We start from the raw sequence: 22,498 nt of genomic DNA, 5'->3' as shown, positions 1-22,498 counted from the left end.
CCGCTAGCGTTCGCGCAAACCGCCAGAACACGGGAATCCCCAGACGATGAAATTCGCCCGCGCCCTTCTCCTCGCCTCTCTGCCGCTGACCCTCGGCCTTGCCGCTTGCGGAAAGAAGGACGCTGCTGCCAGTGGCGAAGTGGCAAGCTCGGAGCCCATCGCAAAGGTTCCTGCGCCCGCTGGCCAGTCATGGACCGAAACCTTCTCGGCCACGCCCGAAGGCGGCTACCTGATGGGCAACCCCAATGCACCGATCAAGCTGGTCGAATTCGGCGCGCTGTCATGCTCGCACTGCGCCCAGTTCTCGAAGGAAGGCTTCCCCAAGCTGCGCGATGAATACGTCGCATCGGGCCGCGTCTCCTATGAATTGCGCCTGTTCCTGCTGAACGCGCTCGATATGCCGGCCGTGCTGCTTGCCACCTGCGGCAGCCCTGAAGCTGTCATCCCGCTGTCCGAACAGTTCTGGGAATGGCAGCCCAACATGTTCACCAACTTGCAGAAGGACGATGCCGCCTTCCAGCAGATCCAGAACCTCCCTCCTGAAAAGCGCTTTGCCGGTATCGCCCAGGTCGGCGGGATGAGCGAATTCTTCGCCTCGCGCGGGATTGCCGCAGCGCAGGGCTCTGCCTGTCTGGCGGACAGCGCCAAGGCCACCAAGCTTGCCACCGCGAACGAACAGTGGAGCAAGGAATTCGACATCACCGGCACGCCCACCTTCTTCATCAATGGCAGCAAGACCGGCGTTGCCAGCTGGCAGGAACTTGAGCCCATGCTGCAGAAGGCCGGCGCGCGCTAAGGCCGCCTGGGGCAAAGTGGGTCGGGGGGCCTGATCGGTGCAATTCAAGCGCTTGAAACTGTCGGGTTTCAAGAGCTTCGTCGAGCCTGCCGAACTGCGCATCGAACCTGGCCTCACCGGGGTCGTCGGCCCCAACGGCTGCGGCAAATCCAACCTGCTCGAAGCCATCCGCTGGGTCATGGGCGAAAGCTCGGCCAAGTCGATGCGCGGCGGCGGCATGGAGGACGTGATCTTTGCAGGCACCGCCACGCGCCCTGCCCGCGCCTTTGCCGAAGTCCTGCTCACCGCCGAAACGGATCCTGACGGACCCTACGGCGCCGAACTCGAAGTCGTCCGCCGCATCGAACGTGGCGCAGGCAGCGCCTATCGCGTCAACGGCAAGGACGTGCGCGCCAAGGACGTCGCGCTGGTCTTCGCCGATGCCGCCACGGGCGCGCACAGCCCAGCCCTCGTCAGCCAGGGCCGTATCGCCGCAGTCATCGCCGCCAAGCCGACCGAGCGGCGCATGATGCTCGAAGAGGCCGCAGGGATCGCAGGCCTCCACGTCCGCCGCCGCGATGCTGAACAGAAGCTGCGTGCCACCGAAGCCAACCTCGGACGGCTGGAGGACATGCTCTCCGGCCTCGAAAGCCAGATCGCCACGCTAAGGCGGCAGGCCCGCGCGGCAGAGCGCTACAAGGCGGTCAGCGAGAAGATCCGCCTTGCCGAGGCCCGCCTCATCTTCGCCCGCTGGCGTGATGCCGCAGCCGCTGCCGAAGCCGCGCGCAAGCAGGCCGTCGCGGCGGACGAAGCCGTCAGGGTCGCAACCGACCTCGCCCAGCAGGCCCAGAAAGCCCAGCACAAGGCCGCCGCCGCCCTTGCCGAAGCGCGCGATGAACTGTTCGACCGCCGCCAGGATGCCTCCGCTCACGGCCAGCGCATGGCCTCGCTCACCGCTCAGCTCGAAGCCGCCGAGCAGCGGGTCAAGGACATCGACCGCCAGCTGACCCGGATCGAGGAAGACCGCGCCAGCGCCGACCGCCTGACCGAGGACGCCGCCGCCGCGATGGCCCGGCTAGATCACGACCTTGGCCTTGCCGAAACTGCGCTTGCCGCCGACAGCGAACGCCGACCGACCCTTGCCGCCGCTGTCGACGATGCCGATCGTGCGGCGCGCGCCGCCGAAGTCGCGCTTGCCCAGCGCGTGGCCGAACAGGCCGGGATCGACGCCGAATGGCGCGTGGCCGAAGCCGCCGTCGCCGCCGCCCGCCAGCGCCTCGCCCGCCTCGATTCCGACGCCGCCCGCCTCGCCCAGCAAGCCGATGCGCTCGCTCGCGAGGCCGATCCTACCGAGCAGATCGCTGCCGCCGAGGCCAAGCGCGCCGAGGCTTCAGCCGCCATCGCCACGGCCGAGACAGCCCGCACCGATCTCACCCGCCAGCGCGAGGACCTCTCCTCCCGCCGCGATGCCGCGAGCAATGCTCTCGCCCAGGCCCGCGCCGATCTCGCCGGGATCGAGCGCGAGTCCGACGCGCTCGCCCGTGACAAGGCCGCCCGCGAAAAGGCCCGCGCGGCCAAAGGCTTGGGCCAATCCGCCATCACCGGAACCCGCGCCGCGCCGGGGTACGAACGCGCGCTCGCCGCCGTGCTCGGCCGCGATGCCACGGCCCCTGTGGGCGCAGCGCCAGCGGGCGTCGAAGGGCGGTTCTGGACCGGCGCTGAGGCACCTGCTGCACTGGCAGACTCGCTCGCCCACCACGTCCCGCAGTGCCCGCCGGAACTGGCCGCGCGCCTTGCTCTGGTCCGTTTTGCCGATGCCGACGAAGGCCAGCCGCTCGCGCCCGGCGAATGGCTGGTGACAAAGGCCGGACACTTGCGTCGCTGGGACGGTTTCGTCGCGCGCGGCGAAGGCGCGGCCGAAGCGGCGGCGCTTGAGGCGGAGAACCGCCTTTCGGACCTGCAGGCGCTTCTGCCCGAACGTCGCGAAGCGGTGGCCGCTGCCGAAGCCGCGCAGGAGCAGGTTCGTGGCCAACTTGCCGAAGTCCAGACCGCGCTCTCGCAAGTCGAACGCACCCTCTCCGCCGCCGCCGATGCCGAGCGTACCGCCCTGCGCGCGCTCGATGCTGCCGAGGCTGCCCGTTCCCGGCTCGAACAGCGCAAGGCCGAACTGGCGCGCGTGCAGGAAGAGCTTTCGGAACAACGTGTTGCGGCACAGGCCGAAGTCACCGCTGCCGAGGACAAGCGCAGCACCCTGCCCGATCCCGCTGCGGGTCGCGCCGCGCTCGAAGCTGCCCGCGCGCGCAACGATGCGGCACGGACCGCGCTGCAATCGGCCACCGCCGCCTCCGCCGCGCTCGAACAGCAGATCGCTGCGGGCAAGGAGCGCCTCGCCGGACTGAAGGGCGACATCCGCGCCTGGCAGGCCCGCGCAGGCGATGCGGCCAAGCGCCTGGCCGAGATGACCGGGCGGCGCGAAGAGCTTGAGACCGAGCGCGCGATCTCTGCCGCCAAGCCTGCAGGGCTGATTTCCGAGATCGAACAGGGCGAGGCGATCCGCGCTCGCCTCACTCTCCAACTCTCGGAGGCAGAGCGGCAACTCTCCGAGGCAGAAGGCCAACTCTCGCAGGCAGACGCCACACTCGCCGAGGCAAACGAGACCCTCGCAACCGCCCGCGAAGGTCGCGCCGGAGCATCAGCCCGCGCCGAGAACGAGGACGCCCGCCGACAGGAAATGGCGGCGATTTCCGGCGAGCGATTCCAGTGCCCTCCCCCGCTTCTCCCCGAACGCTTCGAATTCTCGTCCGCCGATGTCGCCGCCGCTGGCGAAGAGTCCGCCGCGATGGATCGTCTTTCGGCAGAGCGGGAGCGGATCGGGCCGGTGAATCTGGTGGCTGCTGAGGAATTGAAGGATGCCGAGGAGCGGCTGGGCACCAGCGTTGCCGAGCAGGCGGAATTAACCGAGGCTGTTCATAGGCTTAGAGGCTCCATCGGCAACCTCAACCGCGAGGGGCGCGAGCGTCTGCGTGCCGCGTTCGAAGCCGTTGACGGCCATTTCCGCCGCCTGTTCGGCCGTCTGTTCGGTGGCGGCGAGGCGCATCTCGCCTTGGTCGATTCCGACGACCCGCTCGAAGCGGGCCTCGAAATCTTCGCACAACCTCCGGGCAAGCGTCTGCAATCCTTGACTCTTCTGTCGGGCGGCGAGCAGGCGTTGACCGCCGTCGCGCTGATCTTCGCCCTCTTCCTCACCAACCCCGCCCCGATCTGCGTCCTCGACGAAGTCGACGCGCCGCTCGATGACGCAAATATCGAACGATTCTGCGACCTTCTCGACGCCATGGTCGCCGAAACCCGCACCCGCTACCTCATCGTCACCCACAACGCCGTGACCATGAGCCGCATGCATCGCCTGTTCGGCGTGACGATGGTGGAGCGCGGCGTCTCCCGCCTCGTCAGCGTGGACCTTGGCGGGGCCGTCGAACTGCTTGAGAACGCGAGCTAATCCAGCACATACCTAGGACCCGGCCCACCCGCCGCCGCGCGGTCGTCCTTGTTGTAGAGGGCGCAGCGTTCGAGGCTGAGGCAGCCGCAGCCGATGCATTCGTCGAGCTTGTTGCGGGTGCGGGTGAGGAGCTGGATGCGGCTGTCGATTTCCTTGCGCAGGGAACGGCTTATGCGCTGCCAGTCCATCACGTTGGGCGTGCGGCCCTGCGGCAGGGCGGCGAGTTCGCGTTCTATCTCTGCGAGTCCCAGCCCGAGCTTCTGCGCGATCTGCACGAAACTCAGCCGCCGGATGTCCGAGCGCAGGAATCGGCGCTGGTTGCCGCCGGTGCGGATCGACGTGACGAGGCCGCGATCCTCGTAATAGCGGATGGCGCTGACGGCGAGGCCGGTGCGGCGGGCGAGCACGCCGATCGGGATCAGATCGTTGCGACTTAAGGCCAAGGTTCTGCGACTCCGCGATTTCTGCTTGACCTCAAGTTAACTTGAGGTTGCAGATTCGCAAGCATCGAATCAAATCAGTGCCATAGAAGGACAACTCCGATGCCCGCAGCCCGCCTCGAACACGTCAACATCCGCGTCAGCGATCCCGAGCGTTCCGCCGCGTTCTTCACCACGCTTTGTGGCTGGCGCGAACGCTGGCGCGGGCCTGCGATCGACGACGGATTCTCGATCCATCTCGGCACCGACGACCAGTACCTCGTATTCTATGCTCCGAAGACCGGACACACCGGTCGCTTCGAGAAGGGCGTCCCGCTGCAGCACATCGGCGTGGAAGTCGATGACCTGGACGAGGCCGAGCGCATCGTGGTTGCAGCAGGCCTCGAACCGTTCAATCATGCCGATTATGAGCCGGGCCGCCGGTTCTATTTCTATGATTGGGATGGGATCGAGTTCGAAGTGGTCAGCTATGCCGGTTGAAGCGCTTTCGCCCTCGCAGTTGGACGCCTATTTCGCGCGGATCGGGCTGAACGGTCCTGTCCGTCCCGACCTCGCCACGCTGGACGCCATCGTGCGGGCGCATGTGCAGGCAATCCCGTTCGAGAACCTCGACGTGCAGCTTGGCCGTGCTCTGACCACGGATCCCGCCGCTGCATTTGCCAAGCTGGTCGAGGCACGGCGCGGGGGGTGGTGTTACGAGCACAACGGCGTGCTTGGCGCGGCGCTGGCTGCCATCGGCTTCGATGTGATGCGGATCAGCGCCGGTGTGATGCGGCAGGTGCGCGGGGACGAGTCGATGGGCTCGCACTTGTGCCTGCTGGTCGAGTGCGAGGGACCGCATCTGGTCGATGCCGGGTTCGGCAGTTGGCTCGGCGCGCCGGTGCCCTTGCGGCCGGGCGAATGGCTGCACGATCCGCTGCCGGTGGCGCTCGGGCCTGTCGAGGACGGATTGTGGCGGGTGTCCGTGTCGCTCGGGGCCTCGGCGATGTCTTATGACTTTGCGGCAGAACCCGCCGACGAGGCGCAACTGTCCGCCCTGTGCCAGTGGCAGGCGAGCGATCCGGCATCGGTCTTCGTCCAGAACCTGACGGCGCAGCGGCGGGCCGAAGGATCCTACCTGATGCTGCGTGGCAAGGTGCTTTCGGTGGTGACTGTCAGCGGCGAGGAGCGGCGGGAACTAGGCTCGGCACAGGAACTGGTGGAGATTTTGCGCGAGGTGTTCCTGCTTGATGTGCCTGAAGCGGCTGACCTTTGGCCAGCGATCGAAGCGCGGCATGAAGCGCTGTTTGGGCCTCAAGCCGCGCCGACGACGTAGCAGGCCGTTGCCATCAGCAATCCGGCAAAGCGGTTGGAGCGGAACTTGACCAAGGGATCAGCCCCGTCCTCCTTGAGCGTGGCAACCTGCCACAGTAGATGGACCGCGACTGGCAGCAGGGCGAGCAGCGCAAGCGGATCGGACCGGGTGAGCCAGATCGCGCCAGCCCAACAGGTCAGCGCCAAGGCATAGAGCCCACCGACGCCCGCCTTTACGTGATGCCCGAACGAGAGCGCTGACGAGCCGATGCCGACAAGCGCATCGTCCTCGCGGTCCTGCAGCGCGTAGATCGTGTCATAGGCCATGCACCATGCCCAGCATCCAGCGTAAAGAGCGGCCAGCGGGACGAGGCGTTCGAAGCCCCATGCCTCGACCCAGCCGACCGGGGCACCCCAGGTGAAGACGAGGCCGAGCCACGCCTGCGGCCAGCCGGTCAGACGCTTCATGAAAGGATAGGCAGCGACGAGTGCGAGGCTGCCCAGCGCGACAAGTTGTGCTTCCCAGCGCAGTTGCAGGAGGACGATCAGGCCGACCGCGCAGAGGGTGAGCAGCCAGATCCAAGCGGTGCGTTTGCTCGTCACTCCGCTGGCAATGGGGCGCGCGGCGGTGCGTGCGACGCGGGCATCAAGATCGGCATCGACGATGTCGTTATAGACGCAACCCGCCCCGCGCATGGCGATGGCGCCGAGCAGCATCCATGCAAGAATGCCCCAGCGCGAGGTGCCGCCGCCGAGAAACAGGCCCCATGCGCAAGGCCAGAACAGCAGCCACCAGCCGATCGGCCGGTCAAACCGGGCGAGCAGGGCAAGGTTGCGCCAAGGCTGCGGCAGGCTGGCGACGAGGCCCTTGTGCTCGCTGTCGGGGACGATTGTTTCTGAATTGGTGGTAGTCACATTACAAACTCTTAACGAAAGGTACGAGACGCGCTAGGCGGAGATGATGACAGCGACTCCAGCCTGGCCGCCCAAGTCCGCACCGCGGCTCTTCGTCGATACGACGTTGAGCGAGGCGTTGCGACTGCCAATCGAAGGGCCTCAGGCGCATTATCTGGCCAAGGTCATGCGCGTCGGCGCGGGGGATGCGGTGGTGCTGTGCGACAACCGGACCGGTGAGTGGCTGGCGCAGGTGGTCGAGGCGGGCAAGCGCGAGGTTGTGGTAGAGTGCGAGCGGCGGATGCGCAAGCGCGAGGAAGTGCCGGACTTCTGGCTCTGCGCCGCACTGCTCAAGAAGCCCAACTTCGATCTGGTGCTGGAAAAGGCGACGGAACTGGGCGCGGCGCGGGTAGTGCCGGTGGTGACGCGGCGCTGCGTGGCCGACAAGCTGAATCCGGAGCGGGCGCAGACGATCATGACCGAGGCAGCAGAGCAATGTGCGCGGACGGCGCTTCCCGAACTTGGCGAGACGGTGAAGCTCGATCACCTGCTGCGCCACTGGCCCGAGGGGCGCACGCTGTTCTTTGCCGACGAGAATGGCGGGATGCCGGCGGCTGTGGCGTTTTCGCTGCACTCCGGGCCTGCCGCCTTGCTGATCGGACCGGAGGGTGGGTTCGACGAAGCGGAGCGGACGGCGGTGCGGGCGCATCCTGCGGCTGTGGCGCTGTCGCTGGGCCCCAGAATCCTGCGCGGCGAGACGGCGGCAATAGCCGGAACCGCGCTGTGGATGGGCATGCAGGGCGACTGGTTCGGCTGAAAGTCCTGCGCGGTTACAAAGTCCTGCGCGGTAACAGGGCTTTCGTGCCGAATGCGCAACATTCCCTTGCAGGTGGCGGGCAACAATTTGACTGGCTAAAAGCTGTCCTGCCCATTAACGGAAGCGGGCATGAGCACGCGGCAAGTTTCAAATAGCAACGATCCCATAATCGAAAGCCGCGACATGCTCGTGGTGCCGATGCAGAAGGGCGAAAAGCCCAAGGAAAACTGGCGGATCGGCACCGAACACGAGAAGTTCGTCTATCGCACCAGTGACCGCGCCGCGCCTTCGTATGGCGAGCAGGGCGGCATCCGCGACCTGCTGAACGCGCTGACCGAGTACGGTTGGGAGCCGATCATCGAGGGCGGGAACGTCATCGCGATGTCCGGACCGGACGGGGCGGTGAGCCTCGAGCCTGCCGGGCAGCTGGAGCTTTCGGGTGCGCCGCTGGTCAACCTGCACCAGACCTGCGCGGAGACCGGGCGGCATCTGGCGCAAGTGAAGACCATCGGCGACAAGCTGGGTCTTGCCTACCTTGGCCTAGGGCTGTGGCCGGACAAAACCCGCGAAGAGCTGCCGATCATGCCCAAGGGCCGTTACGACATCATGCTGCGGCACATGCCGCGCGTGGGTTCGATGGGCCTCGACATGATGCTGCGGACCTGCACCATCCAGACCAACCTCGATTATTCGAGCGAGGCGGACATGGTGCAGAAGTTCCGCGTTTCGCTGGCTTTGCAGCCGCTGGCGACGGCATTGTTCGCCAATTCGCCGTTCCTTGAAGGCAAGCCCAACGGCTTCCTGTCCTATCGCAGCCACATCTGGACCGATACGGACCCTGCGCGCACGGGGATGCTCTCGTTCGTGTTCGACGAGGGCTTCGGCTACGAGCGCTATGTCGAATACATGCTCGACGTGCCGATGTATTTCGTGTTCCGCGATGGCAAGTATATCGACGCGGCGGGCCTGTCGTTCCGCGATTTCCTGGACGGCCAGCTTTCGGTCCTGCCGGGCGAGAAGCCGACTCTTTCGGACTGGAACGACCATCTTTCGACCGCCTTCCCCGAAGTGCGGCTGAAGTCTTTCCTCGAAATGCGCGGGGCCGATGGCGGGCCGTGGAACCGGATCTGCGCGCTGCCGGCGCTGTGGGTGGGCCTGCTTTACGATCAGGGCGCGCTGGATGCGGCGTGGGATCTGGTCAAGGGCTGGGACATGGACGGGCGCGAGCGACTGCGGGCAGAAGTGCCCAAGCGCGGGCTGGACGCGACACTGCCGGGGGGTGGCTCCTTGCGGGACATCGCCGCCGAAGTGCTGGCGATTTCGCGCAGCGGGCTTTCGGCGCGGGCGCAACTGAACGAGGCGGGCGACAACGAAACCGGCTATCTCCAGCCGCTCGACGAGATCGTGGCGACAGGGAAGACGCCGGCCGAACGGTTGCTGGATCTCTACCACGGTCCGTGGAGCGGCGATCTGTCGCATATCTACGGGGAAAAGAGCTTCTGATCCTGCCACGCCGGACGGCACCGTCCGGCATTATGGGTTTGCGCCTCACCCGTGCGGGTGCAATGAATCGCGCACGATATTGGGGATTTTCGAAGCATGATCATCGTGATGGGCACCGTTCGCGTTCCGGTGGAGAACATCGAGCCGATCCGGCCGATGATGGCCAGGGTCATCGCGGCGACACTGGCCGAGGACGGCTGCATCCAGTATGCCTATGGGCAGGACGTGCTAGATCCCGAACTGATCCACATCGCCGAGAAGTGGCGCGACATGGCAGCGCTCAAGGCGCATTTCCAGACCGAGCACATGAAGGTCTGGGCCGAAGAGCGCGCGACGCTGGGGCTGTTTGACCGCAATATCCGGGTGTTCGAGACCGACGAGGGCGTGGAAGTCTAGGGTCCAAACCCATTCAGGGCACGTTCGAGGCGTCCAAATGGCGAAGATATCGGGCGGAGCGGCCCGTCGCGAAGGCTGGTTGCCTTTGCAAGGGCCGGTTTGCCCGAGATCGAAGCCATTTGGACGCCCCGAAGGGGTTCGACCAGAATGGCCCATCGCCGCGTCGGCAGGACTGGAAATATCGACATATTACTGCGCCCTGCCTCCTTGCGCTGAGCCATTCTGCCTCGAACCTCGAACGCGCCCTGATTGAGTTTGGACCCTAGCTCCCGTCGGGCGGCGGGTCATGGCATAGACGGCACTACGCAAATGCGCTGCGAGCCTGATGAGAGCAATCGTCAGGCCCGGCTCCAGTCTCACGATCAGAAGAAGAATCGTGCCGACGTGGATACAGCGCGGCCGAACAAGGGTCTGGTCATGACCACGCCCGATGCCGGCAGGGCACCTTCCGAGATACCAGTGATGGCAAGTGTGTTGAACAGATTGGTCGCATTGACGCTCAGTTCAAGCCGCTCCATCGGACGGACCTGCGCAAACAGTCCAACGGTGGTATAGCCCGGCAGACGCAATTGATTGATGTCTTGCGCGAAGCTTCCCGTGACGCCCGTGATGTTGGCTCCGACCGTAAAGGCATTGGTGTCGAACTGCGGGGTCAGACCGTACAACAGCTTGGGCTGACCACGCGGAACATTGCCGACGAGTGCCGGATTCTCGGCACGTCGGATTTTGGCTTCAGTATAGGTGGCGTGCGCCATGACGCTGAACGGTCCGTGCCGGAAGACGCCTTCGAACTCGAGTCCGTACGCTTCATAAGCGCGCGTGACAGAGGAAAGCTCGAGCTGGCCGGTCGCAGGGTTCGTGAGGATCTGCGAATTCGTGTCGTCAGTCTTCGCGTGGAAGCCGGTGAGGTTCAGCACGAGCCCGTTGTTCCGGTACTTGAAGCCGACCTCCGCCTGTCGCACGCTATCATCGCCCGCGGCACTGTTCACCAACGCTCCGGTGGTCCGGCTGACAGCAGGGGTAAACAGGATCTTGTCGGCCGCTGCCCTAGCGCCAAGACTATAGCGCGCGAACACCGCGAACGGATCGGCGAGGCGGTAGTTCATGCTGACGGAGTATGACAAGTAATCGTGGTGGTAGTTCACCGGGAGCGTCACGCCTGTCGGCACGAACGACACCAGTGTTTCCGGCCTGGAGATGGCACCATCGCCATTCATGTCGAAGGTCCGCACGCCACTGTCGTTCATGATGTTGCCGTTGGCGCGGCTGTTGTCCCAACGCACCGACGCGCCCAAGGCAAGCTTCCCCTTGTGGAAGTTCACGGACGCAAATGGTGCCGTCGTCTGATAGGTTACGTTGTTGTCCCTGATGTTCCCGGCACCACCTGGACCGCCATAATTGCGATAGCCACCGTCGGTGACCGCAACGCCTCCTGCGGTCGTCAGGTTCAACGGCACCGATTGGCCGCCGCCGACAACATCCTGGAAGAACGTGGCAAAGCTGATTTCGGAGACGAACTTCTGGCTGGACCGATAGAGGCCGGTCGTTGTGGTCAGGTCCCCGCCGCCCACGCTCCAGACGCGACTGATGCGCAAGTCATTGGTCATGTTGCTGACATCGGGCGCATCATTGTCGGAGAAGAACGACAAGGCAACCAGACCGTTGCCGTTGGCGACATCGAACAACTGTCCGGCACGCGGACCCGCACCATATCTGTATGTCGCCCCGGCACCACCGAACCGCGTCGCGAACTGAGCGGCAGGTGCTGCGGCCGAACTCACCAGAGTTGTGTTGCGCGTTGATTGGTCGGCATAGCGGAAGCGGTTTGTCAGCGACCATTCACCGAGACTGAACTGCGCTTCGAAGCCCAGTGCCTTGGCTTTGACTTCCACCCCGTCAGTGAAGTTTCTGCGGCGCGGTGAGCCCGAAGAGCCGAGCGTCAACGCGACCGGCAGATAGGGCGAATGCAGTGAATCGGTACCGCTGTCGACACCGCGCGGATTGGCGAAGGAAGGGTCGTCATTGGTGCCGGTGACCAAAAGCGGCATGCCGGCGAAAGTGGGGACGCGGTCATCCAGCAGCTTGGCATGGACGCGGATGTATCCGCCATCGAACTGCTTGGTGACATTGAGCTTGACCTGTCCGCCGCGTGAAGCGTTGAAACCGGTTTCGCGCACGCCCTCCCCTTCACGATAGAAGCCGCCAATGTGGAAACGCCAGCCGTCTCCCAGGCGGCCGCCATAATCGAAATCGGTGCGGTAGCTCTGGAAGTCCGCGCCGATGCTGGCCATGATCGATCCGCCCTCGACCTCCCCGGTCTTGGAAATCAGGTTTATGACGCCGCCGGGGGAGTTGGATGCGAAAGTCGATGCCGAACCGCCGCGAATCGATTCAACCTGCGCGACATTGAAGTCCGCACGCACAAAGAGATCCGGCGTCAGGCGCATCAAGTCACCAAACTCCATGACCGGCAGGCCGTCTTCCTGAATCTGGATGTATTTGCTGGCTCCGTTGACCATCGGCAGCCCGCGAACGGTGTAGTTGTTCTGCGCTTCACCACCGCCTGCTTCAACGCGGATGCCGGGAATGTTGCGGAACAGTTCGGCGAGCGACCGTGGCGCAAGCCGAATGATGTCATTTTCCTTGATTGCGCTGGTAGAGGTTGCGCTGTTCAGGCGATCGCGCCCGCGGGCAACGCCTGTGGTGACCGTATCGTCACCGTCAACGGTGCGGCTAGCTTCCCAGGCGGTGCCTGGTTGGGCATCCTGCGCGGCGGCCGTGTTGGCCATGGCCAGGACTGCAAGAGCTGTCGCTGAACCGCAACGGCGCACATGACGACGTGAATGTTTCATGGAGTTCCCGTTTCTGCCGAATGACACGGAACTCCCTATGGTGCGGCGATGTAGGCTGCTTTAAATGCAAACCACTGGCAAAACCCGGTACCGCCGAACAAGAATGTTAACTTTCAGAACGTCCACACTGTGAACGATGCTTTGCGCCTTGGCGCCATCAATCCGGAAATCTTTGAAAAACAAGGCCACCATGCCCGTTGGCGCAATCAGACTGTCGACGTTGGTCCTTTTGCACCCTGAGCGACCGGTCTTTTTGGCGTCACCGCGCGGGTCAGCTTGCGCAGAGTGGCGGTGATCGGGCCGTGCTCGGCCATCCAGGTGTAGTACTCGCGGTACTTGGCGTCTTCGGCGAAGAGGTGCTTCTCCTCGGTGCGGGCGCGCCAGTAGTAGACCGCGCTGACGAGGGCGAGGATCACGGTGTTGCGGATGGCGTCGACCATCGAGCCGCTGGTGGTCAGGAACGGCAGCGAGGCGAGCCACCAGTAGGCGTTCTTGGACAGGTAGGCCGGGTGGCGGGTGTAGCGGTAGGGCCCGTTGGTCAGGACGCCGCGATAGGTGAGGTTGGAAAAGCGCAGGCCGAAGGCGACGGTGGCCCAGGCATACACTGCGGTGAGGAACACCAGCGCTGCGGCCCAGAGCCACAGGAGACCAGTGTGGCCTTGCAGCCAGAATGCCCATTCTGCGCCGTTGTGACGGTAATCGAGCACGTCGCCATCGCCCATCAGGATGAAGGGCGGGTAGCAGATCAGCGCCGCGACCCAGGCTGAAAGATGCGGATTGGCTGTACGGATCTGCGCGTCCAGCGGCTTCATCGTGACGAGATAGCCGACCATGGCAATCTGCACGTCGATCATGAACATCGTCTCGATCAGCAAGGTGCCGAGCGCGACGGGATCGTGGAGGACGGAAGCCCAATCGAAGTGCACGACGGCAGCAAAGCCTCCTGGCACGATCGAGATCATGAAGGCGCAGAAGAAGCCTTTCACCAGCCACGACAGTGCATGGCGTCTGACTTCTTCCGGCTCCCACGGTTCGCGGCCGATGAGCATGGCACCGAAGTGCCACGAGGCATCGCGCGGGTTTACCAGCACGCGGTCAAGCCACAGGACGTAAGGGATTGCGCCGAGGAACAGGATGGGAGCGGCGGTTTCCAGCACTTCCATGGCGAAGACGTATTGCCCGCGCCAGTACCAGCGGGCGATGCAATAGGCGAAGCCGATCACGGACCATGTGGCCCAGAGCCCGGCGATCTTTGTGATCGAGATGTCGACCACATCGCGCAAGGGGCGCGGGGCGGACCAGTCTATGCCGGTGGAGGGGCGCAGGTGGACTTTCTCGACCAGCAGCGACCATGCGACCATGGCGCTGCCGGAGAACAGCAGCGCGGCGAGCGCGGCTGAGGGGCCATCCATGACTTCGGCGGGGGCAGAGAGGCCCAGCGTCGTGACGATCTGCGGCCAGAAGCGGCAGGTCAGCACCCACAGGGCAAGGCCAGCGACTCCGGCAAGGCCAGTGCCTGCGGATACATCTGATGGTGGCGGGGCCGGACGGGCGCTCATGCACCCGTCCTTAGCGCGCAAAGCGTTAGGATATGGTTGTGATGAGGCGACCAATGTCTGTCCGCAGGCCCACCCCCAGCCCCTCCCGCTTGCGGGAGGGGGGAAGAATTAGCGGAACGCGGTGATCTTGCCCTTGTCGTCGAGGATGTAGAGCGTCTGGTTGGCGACGATGGGGGCAAGCGTGACGCTGGAGCCGACCTTGCTGAATTCGCTGACCGAGCCATCGGTGACCGAGGCCTGCATGATCTCGCCGCGCGAGTTCGCCATCCATAGGCGGTTGCCGGCAAGGACAGGGCCGGTCCAGAGGATCTGGTTCTTCTTCTTCTTTTCGTTGCGATAGCGCTGGAGCTGCGTCATCCAGCGGACCTTGCCGTTGGACTTGGCGATGCACAGCAGCTTCGCCTCGTCGGTCAGCGTGAAGATCCAGTCGCCCGCGATGGCGGGGGTGGAGATGCCGGCGAGGTTGAGTTCCCAGATGCGCTGGCCGGTGACCAGTTCATAGGCGGCCATGCGACCACCCTGCCCCAGTGCATAGACGCGGCCGCGTTCGATGATCGGATCGGCGTCGATGTCGGTCAGGGTGGAAACCGAAGTGGCGATGGAGGTGCGCGCGAGGGCATCGGCCCAAAGCTGGCGACCGTTCTCGTAGCGATAGGCGACGAGTTCGCCCGAGGAGTAACCCGCAACGATGGTGCCTTGGCCTGCGGCGGGCGAGGCGACGCCGAACACGTTTGTCTGGCCTACGGAAGCATTCTCGTTCCACAGCACTGCGCCATCGGCCTCGTTGAGGGCGAAGAGCTGGTTGTCCTGGCTCATCACCATGACCTGCCCGAAGGCAACCGTGGGCGAACCGCGCAGCGGGCCTGCGGGCTTCACGCGCCACTTGATCTCGCCGGAGATGGCATCGATCGACGCGACCTCGCCGACGCCGTTGGTGACGTAGACCTTGCCGTCATCGTAGGAAGCGCCGCCGCCGAAGGTGGAGCCCGCATTCTGCTTCTCGGCGCGGACCGAGGTGTCCCATATGCGGGCGCCGGTGATGGCATCGAACGCGTGGACAGTGCCGTCGGTATCCATCGCGAAGAGCTTGCCACCACCAACGACCGGTGAAGCAGCCAGGCGCTGGCGGGCGTTCGAACCCTTGATCGAGACGCTGAAGGCGCGCGAAGGCGACTCCGCGAGGGCAGCGTGCCCATAGGATTTCGACGCATTGCCACCGCCCTGCGCGAACTCGGTGTTCACTTCGGGAGCGGGCAGGACCACGCTCATCAGCGAGATCGAATCGTCAACCTTGGTACCGGCTTCGATCTTGGACAGGATCGGCTGGCGCATGCCGACGGTTGGCGTGGTCTTGACGCCCTTCTTGCCGAAGACGCCGCAGCCGCCCAGAGCAAGCGCGAGGACCAGCACGCTGGTAAGCGAGGCGCGGCGGAAAGTGGGCTTCGGCGTCATCGGATGCATCCTCAAATTCTTACTGCGCCGGCTGGACGATCGCGGCCGAGCCGGGTTCCTCGACCGCATCGACGCCAAGCAGGCCCGCCATCTGGCGAGTGCGGCGACGCAGCGTGTCGGGGACGGTCTTGTCCTTGGCAATCTGCGCGAAAAGCGCTCCTGCCAGTTCGTTCTTGCCCTGCTTCATGTAGGCAACGCCGACGAGTTCGCCTGCGCTGCCGAACCAGGCGTTGCCGGGGACGGCCAGGGGCTTGAGCCGTTCGACCACCTTGTCTGGGCCAAGCTGGTCGAAAGTCAGCGAGACTTCGCGGATCGTGGCGAGATCGCGATAGGCCTGCGGCGTATCGGCATCCGCGGCAATCGCGGCGAAAGCCTTGGCTGCTTCTGCATTCTTGCCCTGTTCGGACAGGACGCCTGCGGCGAGCATCCGGGCGGTGGCGCGGTAACCGTCAGTGCCATCGCTGGCGAGCGGGGCGACAGCGTCGGTCGCGGCCTTGAGGTTGCGCACTTCCAGATCATCAAGCGCCTTGGTCAGCGCTTCGCCTTGTTCGGCGGCCTTGGCGTTGCTGTGGTTTTCATACCAGAGGTATCCGGCAAGGCCGAGCAGGCCCGCAGCGATCAGCCCGCCGACGGGCTTTCCGTACTTCTGGATCGCGGTGAAGACCTGGTCTTCGCGCAGGGCATCGTCAACTTCGCGCAGGAAGCCATCGGCCTGAGCGTCAGCGCGCTCGGCAAGCTGGTTGGAACGGGTTTGATTGCGATCAGGACGGAGAGCCAAGGCAGCGCTTTCGGGATGTGACGTTGAAGATTGCTAGCGTTTGTCTGGCGCGGTGTTTAGCGGATGGCCCCGCCTTTTCAACGGAATTGATTCTCGGCGAAGGGCCTGCCGTCCTGCGCGTGAACGGTGGCTGAAGCAGAAGCCTCAACCGAATGCCTCACGACCAAGAACGCGGGCGTACGCCTCGGCATAGCGCTTTGCCATGACCCGCTCGTCGTATTCCGCAATGGCGCGGGCGCGGTTGCCGTCGCCCAGGCGCTGGCGCAGGGCAGGATCGGCAGCAAGTGCGGCAACAGTCTGGGTCAGGGCAGCGTCATCACCGGCCGGGGTGATAAACGGTCGGTTCTCTTCCGACACCATTTCGGCGACGTCGCCCACAGCAGGGCTGGCCACGGCAAGGCCTGCAGCCATGGCCTCGATTACGGATAGCGGGGCCTGTTCGCTGTCGGACGAAAGCGCGAAGAGATCGAACAGACCGACAGCGGCGGAAGGATCGGCAACGTGGCCGGGCAAGTGCACGCGGTGGCCGATATCGAGCCGCATGGCCTCGGCCAGGATCGCCTCGCGCTCCGGCCCTTCGCCGAGAATGACGAGATGCCATTCGGGCGGCAGATCGACCAGCGTGCGGACCATTCGCGGCAGGTTCTTGACCGCGCGAAGCCCTGCGAGCGTCCCCAGCCACTTCTCGCCAGGGCGCTTGACCACGCGCGGCAGGACATCGGGCCGGGGTTTTCTGGCGTAGAGCGAGGTTTCAATGCCGTTGGGGATGCGCAGGACCCGCCCGCGCGGCTGGTGCCAGGCGGTGAGCGCGATGTCTTCGAGCTGGCGCGAGGGGACGATCAGCGTGCTGGCGCGGGCCAGTGCGACGCGGCGATACCAGTTGCGGCTGCGCTTGAGACCGCCGGATTCGTCGGCGTTGAAGCCGTCTTCGTGGTGGATCAGCGGAGCGAGGCCCATCGACGGCGCGAAGATGGCATGGGCGAGCGCTGCGTCCATCGCGCCCCAGTTGTAGGTCAGGATCAGGTCGAAGCCCTGCATGGCGCGGGCGAGCTGTTGCAGGTGGCCGATGCGCAGCTTGCCCGCAAGCGGCGGGAAGCCGAACGGAAAGAAGGCGCGCACCTGTTTGTCTATCAGCGACCTTGCGCCCATCGCGCCCGGCTGGGCCGAGACGATGTGGTGTTCGAGATTGCGGCCGGCGGCACCCTTGCCCCAGCGGTTCATCAGGGCAACAGCCCGACGCTCCTTGCCGCCCGCATCGAACGTGGAATGCAGGTGAAGCAGCTTGATCGGCGCAGGCGCAGTCCTGTTCTGGGTCATGCCTTGGCGAGCAGGCGCTCTATCGCGGCGATGCTGTCAGGCTCGTCCAGCGTGGGCGCGTGGCCGATGCGCGGGATGGTGACGAGTTCGACGCCGGGGCGCGAGGCCATCTTTCGGGCCGTTGCGGGTTCAAGAATGTCGGAGGTCTCACCGCGCAGGATCAGCAGCGGGCGCGTGGCGAGCGCGTCGTAGAGCGGCCACATGTCGACTTGCGGAGTGGCTCCGGCAGGAGCCTCGAAAGGTTCGGCGATCTTCATGTCATAGTCGAAGGCGATGCGGCCGCCGGTGCCCAGCACCATGATGCGCTTGGCGTAGCGGAGCCAGTCGGTGATGTCCCAATCGGGATAGACATCACCGCTGCTTTCCTGAAGCGCGCGGGCGGCGTGCATCCAGGTTTCGAAGTTGCGCCCCTGCCCGACATAGCCGCGGATGCGCTCCAGCCCCTTTTCCGACACTTCGGGGCCGACATCGTTGAGCACGGCGGCGGCGATGCGCTGCGGGTTCGACATGGCGAGCAGCATGGTGAGCAGTCCACCGAGCGAGGTGCCGATGGAGACAAAGCGGTCGATCCCTTCCTGTGCGAGCAGGGCCTCGACGTCCTGCAGGTAGTGCATGGGCGTGTAGGTCATCGGGTCCTTGGCGTAATCACTGTCCCCTCGTCCGCGCATTTCGGGGCAGAGCACGCGCCATGTACCGGCGAGCCGGGTGGCAAGGTCTTCGAAATCGCGGGCATTGCGGGTGAGGCCGGGCAGGCAGATGACTGGCGGCTTGGCAGCGTCACCATCGAAATATCGGAAATGCAGGCGCAATCCGTCGCTGCTGGTCCAGTAGCGATCTTCGTATTCGGCCATTTCTTCTGGTATTCCGCGTGAAATCGGGGGTGCCTGCTTGCGGGCAGGCTTGGTCATGCCCACTATTGCCGGATGCAGGCGCTCCCGCAAGACGCGATCTATCGTCCCTCGCCCAGGATCATGGCTCTGGCTGACTGGATCGGCGATCCGGTGCGCCCGGCGGACTTCCCCGAAACACGCCTGCGCTGGCGCAATGACAGGGCGGCGGCGGATGTCGGGCTGGCAGGGCTTTCGGACGAAGACTGGGTGCGGCACTTCGGGCGGTTCGACCCGCTGGAAGGCAATATGCCAGGACCTCTGGCGCTGCGCTATCACGGGCACCAGTTCCGCGTGTACAACCCGGATCTGGGCGACGGGCGCGGCTATACCTTCGCGCAGATGCTGGATGGCGACGACCGGCTGATGGACCTTGGCACAAAGGGGTCCGGACAGACGCCGTGGAGCCGCGCGGGCGACGGGCGGCTGACGCTGAAGGGCGCGGTGCGCGAGATTCTGGCGACCGAAATGCTCGAGGCGCTGGGTGTGAATACCAGCCGCACGCTTTCGGTGATCGAGACGGGCGAATCGCTCTACCGCGGCGATGAACCTTCTCCGACGCGCTCTGCCGTACTGGTGCGCTTGAGCCACGGGCATATTCGCATCGGCACGTTCCAAAGGCTGGCGGCGCTTGAGCTTGAGGACGAGATGGCGCAGCTGGTGGCCTATTGCCTCGCCAACTTCCCCGGTGGCCATGAAGACACGCCACATCCTGCCGTGCGGTTCTTCAACCAGATCGTCGAGCGCATGGCCGACATGGCGGCGAGCTACATGGTGGCGGGCTTCGTCCATGGCGTGCTCAATTCCGACAACATGAACGTGACCGGCGAGAGCTTCGACTACGGGCCGTGGCGCTGGCTGCCGAAGTGGGAGCCGGGCTTTACCGCCGCCTATTTCGATCATCAGGGGCTTTATGCCTATGGCCGCCAGCCCGAGGCGATTCACTGGAATTGCGGGCAATTAGCCGTGGCCTTGAGGACTTTGGTTGACGCGCCGCCGCTGATCGAGGCGCTCAATCGCTATCCGGAGCTTTATCAACGCGCGATGACGCGGCGGTGGCTCTGGCGGCTTGGCGTGGAGCAACGCGGACTGGAGGAAGACACCGCGCTGATCGGGGCGTGCGAGAAGGTGATGGTCACGCAAGGATTGGGGCCGGATGCGTTCTTCTTTGCGCATCGCGGCGGGCGCGGGGACTTCGGCGCGGGCGAGGAGGAGCAGGTGCTCAAGGCGGCGCTGATGCCTTATGCCGCGGCTGACCTTAGCCATCCCTACTGGTCCGACGCAGCACCGCAGTCCATGCCGATCGATGAGGTCGAAGCGATCTGGCAGCCGATTGCCGAGAGCGACGACTGGAGCGCGCTGTTCGCCAAGGTCGAGGCGGTGCGGCGGATGGGCGAGGCCATGGGAGCACGACCGGAGCCCGAGGGGCACAGGCCTTGATGATTTCCCGCCTGCGGGGGTGGTGGCGCGGGTGAATATTGTTTAATCGGTAACGAATGCCGCGTTACGGTACGCCCCGGGACCGGGACCCCATCGTTCGCGCAAGAACCGAAAAGAAGAGCAGGCAAATCCGTGGCAGCTGCCGAAATCGTCTCGTTTGAACCCGCAACCGGCGCCGAGGTATGGCGCGGCAAGATCGGCGATGTCGATGAAGTCGTCGCGCGTGCAAGGCGGGCCTGGCCTGCCTGGGCCGCCCAGCCGCTAGCCACGCGCATCGAACTGGTGCGGCGCTTTGCCAACGAGGTCCGCAAGGACGCAGACAAGCTCGCCATGATGATCTCGCGCGAGACGGGCAAGCCGCTGTGGGAAGCACGCACCGAAGTCGAGAGCGTGGTAAACAAGGTCGAGATCTCAATCCGCGCCTACGCCGACCGCACCTCGCAGCGCAAACTCGATTCGGCGATGCAGGGGACTGCGGCGCTGCGGCACAAGCCGCATGGCGTGCTGGCGGTGCTGGGGCCGTACAACTTCCCCGCGCATCTGCCCAATGGCCATATCGTGCCCGCGCTGATCGCGGGCAACGCGGTGGTGTTCAAGCCTTCGGAAAAGACGCCTGCCACTGGTGAGATGCTGGCGCAGTGCTTCCATCGCGCAGGGATTTCGGCAGCAGTCGTTCAGGTGCTGATCGGCGGGCCTGCGGAAGGGCAGGCGCTGGTCGCGCATGACGGGATCGACGGCGTGCTGTTCACCGGTTCGGCCCATGCAGGCATCGCGATCAACCGCAAGCTGGCTTCGAATCCGGGCAAAATCGTCGCGCTGGAGATGGGCGGCAACAACCCGATCGTCGTGTGGGACACGCCCAAAATCGAGGATGCTGCAACGTTGATCGTGCAGTCCGCCTTCACCAGCGCAGGCCAGCGCTGCACGGCGGGGCGGCGGCTGATCATCAAGGCTTCGATGTACGATGCGGTGGTCGGCGAAGTGAAGCGACTGGCCGACCGGATCATCGTCGGCGCACCGTTCGACGAGCCTGCGCCGTTCATGGGGCCGGTGATCGACAACCGTACGGCCGACGGGCTGACCGAAAGCTTTGTCTATCTGCTCTCGTCGGGCGGGCGTCCGATCAAGCACATGGTGCGGCTGCAGGAAGGACTGCCGTTCCTCAGCCCTGCGATCATCGACGTAACCGGCATTGCCGAGCGGCCCGACGTGGAACTGTTCGGCCCGCTGCTGCAGGTGGTGAAGATCGACGATTTCGACGAGGCGATTGCCGAGGCGAACAACACCCGTTTCGGCCTTTCGGCCTCGCTGATCGGCGGGCGTCCCGAAGATTACAACCGCTTCTGGGCGAATATCCGCGCGGGCGTGGTCAACTGGAACCGGCCGACCAACGGGGCTTCCTCGGCAGCACCGTTTGGCGGCGTGGGGCTTTCGGGCAACCACCGGCCTAGCGCCTATTATGCGGCGGATTACTGCGCCTATCCGGTTGCCTCGACCGAGATGGACCAGCCGCGCGCGAGCATCGGCGTGGGATTGCGCAGCGAGTAGGACCTCAGCTTTTCGGATCGGGTAGCGGGAGCGCAGGGTCTATCGGGCCGCCGGGCACAATCGCCAGATTGCGCATGTTTTGCTGACTGAGATCGGGATCGACCATCAGCTGGCCCTCGAGCGCTTCGGTCATGACCGGATCGAGCGCAGTCTTGTCCTGCTCCACGGGCGCAGTGCCGCAAGCGGCGAGTGCGAATGTCATGACCAGGCCGAGGCTGCGCATTGCTTGGGACTAGCGCAACAGGGTTAAGAAAAAGGGAGCGCCCCGCTTGTGCGGAGCGCTCCCCTGCCGACCTTTCAGCGCGACCCGAAGGACGGTCAGTAACTGTTAGCGGCCCAAATTACCGACAGCGCGAGCCGCCGCGATCGACTTCGCGGCCGAGCAGGGCGCCACCGGCGGCACCAAGGATCGCGCCCAGGGTGCGGTCACCGTAGTTGCCGGCAACTTCGCGGCCGATCAGGGCACCGGCAGCACCGCCGATCAGAAGACCGGTCGTGCCGTTGGAGCGACGGCAGTAGTAGCGGCCGTCGTTGCCGCGCCAGACGCGGGTGTTGCGATAGACCGGATCACCGTAGTAGCCGCGGTCATTGCTGCGGTAGTAGTTGCGGTCATAGCCACGGTCATATCCGCGACCGTAGTCACGATCATAGCGGTCTTGACGGCCGTGCCCGCGCCAGTCGCGGCGTTCGCGGCCATGCTCCCAGCGGTCATCATCGTCCCAGCCCTCGTTCCACTGCGTGGAGATCGCGGCACCGGCATGGGCCTGCGGGAGGACGGCTGCGGTCGCAGGGACTGCGCTTGCGACGGTCGAGGCGGCGACGAGCGCAAGTGCGGATTTCTTCAGGTTGAACATCTTCGTTCTCCTCATTTCAGGAGGACCTCACCTGCTTTGGCGACCAGTCCCGCTGCTTCGTTGGTTAAGGTTTACGCCGCCCAACCTGAACAGATCGCAACCGGAGCGTCAGAATCCGGCTTTGCGGTGAAACGAAGCGTGTTGCCGATGAAATGCCCGTCAGGCGGGGATTGGCGAATGTCCCCATTGCTGGC

The 22,498-nt window shown here is 64.9% G+C and carries 19 protein-coding genes; 9 read left to right on the top strand and 10 right to left on the bottom strand.

All coding sequences use genetic code 11. The features are described 5' to 3' along the window. Nucleotides 1–46 precede the first annotated feature (46 nt). Both ACZ1JW_RS10755 and smc read left to right on the top strand, forming a co-directional pair. Entirely contained in the window at nucleotides 47–796 is a 750-nt protein-coding gene (locus ACZ1JW_RS10755) for a thioredoxin domain-containing protein (RefSeq protein WP_465140555.1), read from the top strand. A gap of 37 nt (nucleotides 797–833) precedes the next feature. Further along, a complete protein-coding gene (gene smc / locus ACZ1JW_RS10750; RefSeq protein WP_465140554.1) occupies nucleotides 834–4,274 on the top strand; it encodes a chromosome segregation protein SMC in 3,441 nt (1,146 codons plus the stop codon). On the opposite strand, the gene soxR is transcribed toward smc, so the two are convergent. Beyond that, nucleotides 4,271–4,717 carry a redox-sensitive transcriptional activator SoxR gene (gene soxR / locus ACZ1JW_RS10745; protein WP_465123564.1) on the bottom strand — a complete coding sequence of 149 codons (447 nt, stop codon included), beginning with the start codon at nucleotides 4,715–4,717 and terminating at the stop codon, nucleotides 4,271–4,273. The genes smc and soxR overlap by 4 nt on opposite strands. 99 nt (nucleotides 4,718–4,816) lie before the next feature. Between soxR and ACZ1JW_RS10740 the strand changes: the two genes are divergently transcribed. Both ACZ1JW_RS10740 and ACZ1JW_RS10735 read left to right on the top strand, forming a co-directional pair. Next, nucleotides 4,817–5,194 (top strand): VOC family protein, encoded by a 378-nt coding sequence (locus ACZ1JW_RS10740; protein WP_465123565.1) that lies wholly within the window; start codon nucleotides 4,817–4,819, stop codon nucleotides 5,192–5,194. After that, the gene (locus tag ACZ1JW_RS10735) at nucleotides 5,184–6,029 is read left to right on the top strand and encodes an arylamine N-acetyltransferase family protein (protein ID WP_465140553.1); all 846 of its coding nucleotides are present in this window, start codon (nucleotides 5,184–5,186) and stop codon (nucleotides 6,027–6,029) included. The genes ACZ1JW_RS10740 and ACZ1JW_RS10735 overlap by 11 nt, the downstream gene beginning before the upstream one ends. On the opposite strand, the gene ubiA is transcribed toward ACZ1JW_RS10735, so the two are convergent. After that, nucleotides 6,008–6,922, bottom strand: coding sequence for a 4-hydroxybenzoate octaprenyltransferase (gene ubiA / locus ACZ1JW_RS10730; RefSeq protein ID WP_465140552.1), 915 nt, complete (start codon nucleotides 6,920–6,922; stop codon nucleotides 6,008–6,010). The two genes, ACZ1JW_RS10735 and ubiA, sit on opposite strands and share 22 nt — an antisense overlap. 46 nt (nucleotides 6,923–6,968) lie before the next feature. Here ubiA and ACZ1JW_RS10725 point away from each other — a divergent pair, with 46 nt between their 5' ends. The 3 genes from ACZ1JW_RS10725 to ACZ1JW_RS10715 all read left to right on the top strand — a co-directional run bounded on the left by ACZ1JW_RS10725 (nucleotide 6,969) and on the right by ACZ1JW_RS10715 (nucleotide 9,617). Beyond that, entirely contained in the window at nucleotides 6,969–7,718 is a 750-nt protein-coding gene (locus tag ACZ1JW_RS10725) for a 16S rRNA (uracil(1498)-N(3))-methyltransferase (protein WP_465140551.1), read from the top strand. 129 nt (nucleotides 7,719–7,847) lie between these two features. Further along, entirely contained in the window at nucleotides 7,848–9,221 is a 1,374-nt protein-coding gene (locus ACZ1JW_RS10720) for a glutamate--cysteine ligase (protein WP_465140550.1), read from the top strand. Between the two features lie 96 nt (nucleotides 9,222–9,317). After that, on the top strand, nucleotides 9,318–9,617 hold the full coding sequence (locus ACZ1JW_RS10715) for a putative quinol monooxygenase (protein WP_465123569.1): 300 nt from the start codon (nucleotides 9,318–9,320) through the stop codon (nucleotides 9,615–9,617). Between the two features lie 362 nt (nucleotides 9,618–9,979). Here ACZ1JW_RS10715 and ACZ1JW_RS10710 read toward each other — a convergent pair whose 3' ends face one another. The 6 genes from ACZ1JW_RS10710 to ACZ1JW_RS10685 form a co-directional block, all read right to left on the bottom strand. Then, the gene (locus ACZ1JW_RS10710) at nucleotides 9,980–12,406 is read right to left on the bottom strand and encodes a TonB-dependent receptor domain-containing protein (RefSeq protein ID WP_465140549.1); all 2,427 of its coding nucleotides are present in this window, start codon (nucleotides 12,404–12,406) and stop codon (nucleotides 9,980–9,982) included. 269 nt (nucleotides 12,407–12,675) lie between these two features. Then, a complete protein-coding gene (locus ACZ1JW_RS10705; protein ID WP_465140548.1) occupies nucleotides 12,676–14,028 on the bottom strand; it encodes a methyltransferase family protein in 1,353 nt (450 codons plus the stop codon). A gap of 108 nt (nucleotides 14,029–14,136) precedes the next feature. After that, entirely contained in the window at nucleotides 14,137–15,480 is a 1,344-nt protein-coding gene (locus ACZ1JW_RS10700; protein WP_465140547.1) for a PQQ-like beta-propeller repeat protein, read from the bottom strand. A 19-nt stretch (nucleotides 15,481–15,499) separates the two neighbouring features. Next, complete coding sequence (locus ACZ1JW_RS10695) at nucleotides 15,500–16,258, bottom strand: tetratricopeptide repeat protein (protein WP_465140546.1); 759 nt, start codon at nucleotides 16,256–16,258, stop codon at nucleotides 15,500–15,502. Nucleotides 16,259–16,402: 144 nt separating this feature from the next. Then, a complete protein-coding gene (locus tag ACZ1JW_RS10690; RefSeq protein WP_465140545.1) occupies nucleotides 16,403–17,575 on the bottom strand; it encodes a glycosyltransferase family 4 protein in 1,173 nt (390 codons plus the stop codon). Then, complete coding sequence (locus ACZ1JW_RS10685) at nucleotides 17,572–18,426, bottom strand: alpha/beta fold hydrolase (RefSeq protein WP_465142765.1); 855 nt, start codon at nucleotides 18,424–18,426, stop codon at nucleotides 17,572–17,574. The genes ACZ1JW_RS10690 and ACZ1JW_RS10685 overlap by 4 nt, the downstream gene beginning before the upstream one ends. Nucleotides 18,427–18,498: 72 nt before the next feature. Here ACZ1JW_RS10685 and ACZ1JW_RS10680 point away from each other — a divergent pair, with 72 nt between their 5' ends. Together ACZ1JW_RS10680 and astD are read left to right on the top strand one after the other, a co-directional pair. Next, complete coding sequence (locus ACZ1JW_RS10680) at nucleotides 18,499–19,902, top strand: protein adenylyltransferase SelO (RefSeq protein WP_465140544.1); 1,404 nt, start codon at nucleotides 18,499–18,501, stop codon at nucleotides 19,900–19,902. A 132-nt stretch (nucleotides 19,903–20,034) separates the two neighbouring features. Further along, nucleotides 20,035–21,450: a succinylglutamate-semialdehyde dehydrogenase gene (gene astD, locus ACZ1JW_RS10675; RefSeq protein WP_465123576.1), complete on the top strand. Its 1,416-nt coding sequence runs from the start codon at nucleotides 20,035–20,037 to the stop codon at nucleotides 21,448–21,450. Nucleotides 21,451–21,454: 4 nt separating this feature from the next. On the opposite strand, the gene ACZ1JW_RS10670 is transcribed toward astD, so the two are convergent. Both ACZ1JW_RS10670 and ACZ1JW_RS10665 read right to left on the bottom strand, forming a co-directional pair. Then, nucleotides 21,455–21,673 (bottom strand): hypothetical protein, encoded by a 219-nt coding sequence (locus ACZ1JW_RS10670; protein ID WP_465140543.1) that lies wholly within the window; start codon nucleotides 21,671–21,673, stop codon nucleotides 21,455–21,457. A 118-nt stretch (nucleotides 21,674–21,791) separates the two neighbouring features. Beyond that, complete coding sequence (locus ACZ1JW_RS10665) at nucleotides 21,792–22,304, bottom strand: glycine zipper 2TM domain-containing protein (RefSeq protein ID WP_465140542.1); 513 nt, start codon at nucleotides 22,302–22,304, stop codon at nucleotides 21,792–21,794. Nucleotides 22,305–22,498 lie beyond the last annotated feature (194 nt).

This window comes from Novosphingobium sp. BL-A-28-Hi1-0D, from assembly GCF_055521755.1.
The sequence above is the reverse complement of the archived record's forward strand: the minus strand, read 5'-3'. Positions and strand labels throughout refer to the sequence as shown.

What these genes read in the sequence shown, in the direction of transcription:
- ACZ1JW_RS10755 (WP_465140555.1), top strand. Translation starts at nt 47, where the DNA reads ATGAAATTCGCCCGCGCCCTTCTCCTCGCCTCTCTGCCGCTGACCCTC.
- ACZ1JW_RS10740 (WP_465123565.1), top strand. Translation starts at nt 4,817, where the DNA reads ATGCCCGCAGCCCGCCTCGAACACGTCAACATCCGCGTCAGCGATCCC.
- ACZ1JW_RS10735 (WP_465140553.1), top strand. Translation starts at nt 5,184, where the DNA reads ATGCCGGTTGAAGCGCTTTCGCCCTCGCAGTTGGACGCCTATTTCGCG.
- ACZ1JW_RS10725 (WP_465140551.1), top strand. Translation starts at nt 6,969, where the DNA reads ATGACAGCGACTCCAGCCTGGCCGCCCAAGTCCGCACCGCGGCTCTTC.
- ACZ1JW_RS10720 (WP_465140550.1), top strand. Translation starts at nt 7,848, where the DNA reads ATGAGCACGCGGCAAGTTTCAAATAGCAACGATCCCATAATCGAAAGC.
- ACZ1JW_RS10715 (WP_465123569.1), top strand. Translation starts at nt 9,318, where the DNA reads ATGATCATCGTGATGGGCACCGTTCGCGTTCCGGTGGAGAACATCGAG.
- ACZ1JW_RS10710 (WP_465140549.1), bottom strand. Translation starts at nt 12,406, where the DNA reads ATGGCCAACACGGCCGCCGCGCAGGATGCCCAACCAGGCACCGCCTGG.
- ACZ1JW_RS10705 (WP_465140548.1), bottom strand. Translation starts at nt 14,028, where the DNA reads ATGAGCGCCCGTCCGGCCCCGCCACCATCAGATGTATCCGCAGGCACT.
- ACZ1JW_RS10700 (WP_465140547.1), bottom strand. Translation starts at nt 15,480, where the DNA reads ATGACGCCGAAGCCCACTTTCCGCCGCGCCTCGCTTACCAGCGTGCTG.
- ACZ1JW_RS10690 (WP_465140545.1), bottom strand. Translation starts at nt 17,575, where the DNA reads ATGACCCAGAACAGGACTGCGCCTGCGCCGATCAAGCTGCTTCACCTG.
- ACZ1JW_RS10685 (WP_465142765.1), bottom strand. Translation starts at nt 18,426, where the DNA reads ATGGCCGAATACGAAGATCGCTACTGGACCAGCAGCGACGGATTGCGC.
- ACZ1JW_RS10680 (WP_465140544.1), top strand. Translation starts at nt 18,499, where the DNA reads ATGCAGGCGCTCCCGCAAGACGCGATCTATCGTCCCTCGCCCAGGATC.
- ACZ1JW_RS10670 (WP_465140543.1), bottom strand. Translation starts at nt 21,673, where the DNA reads ATGCGCAGCCTCGGCCTGGTCATGACATTCGCACTCGCCGCTTGCGGC.
- ACZ1JW_RS10665 (WP_465140542.1), bottom strand. Translation starts at nt 22,304, where the DNA reads ATGTTCAACCTGAAGAAATCCGCACTTGCGCTCGTCGCCGCCTCGACC.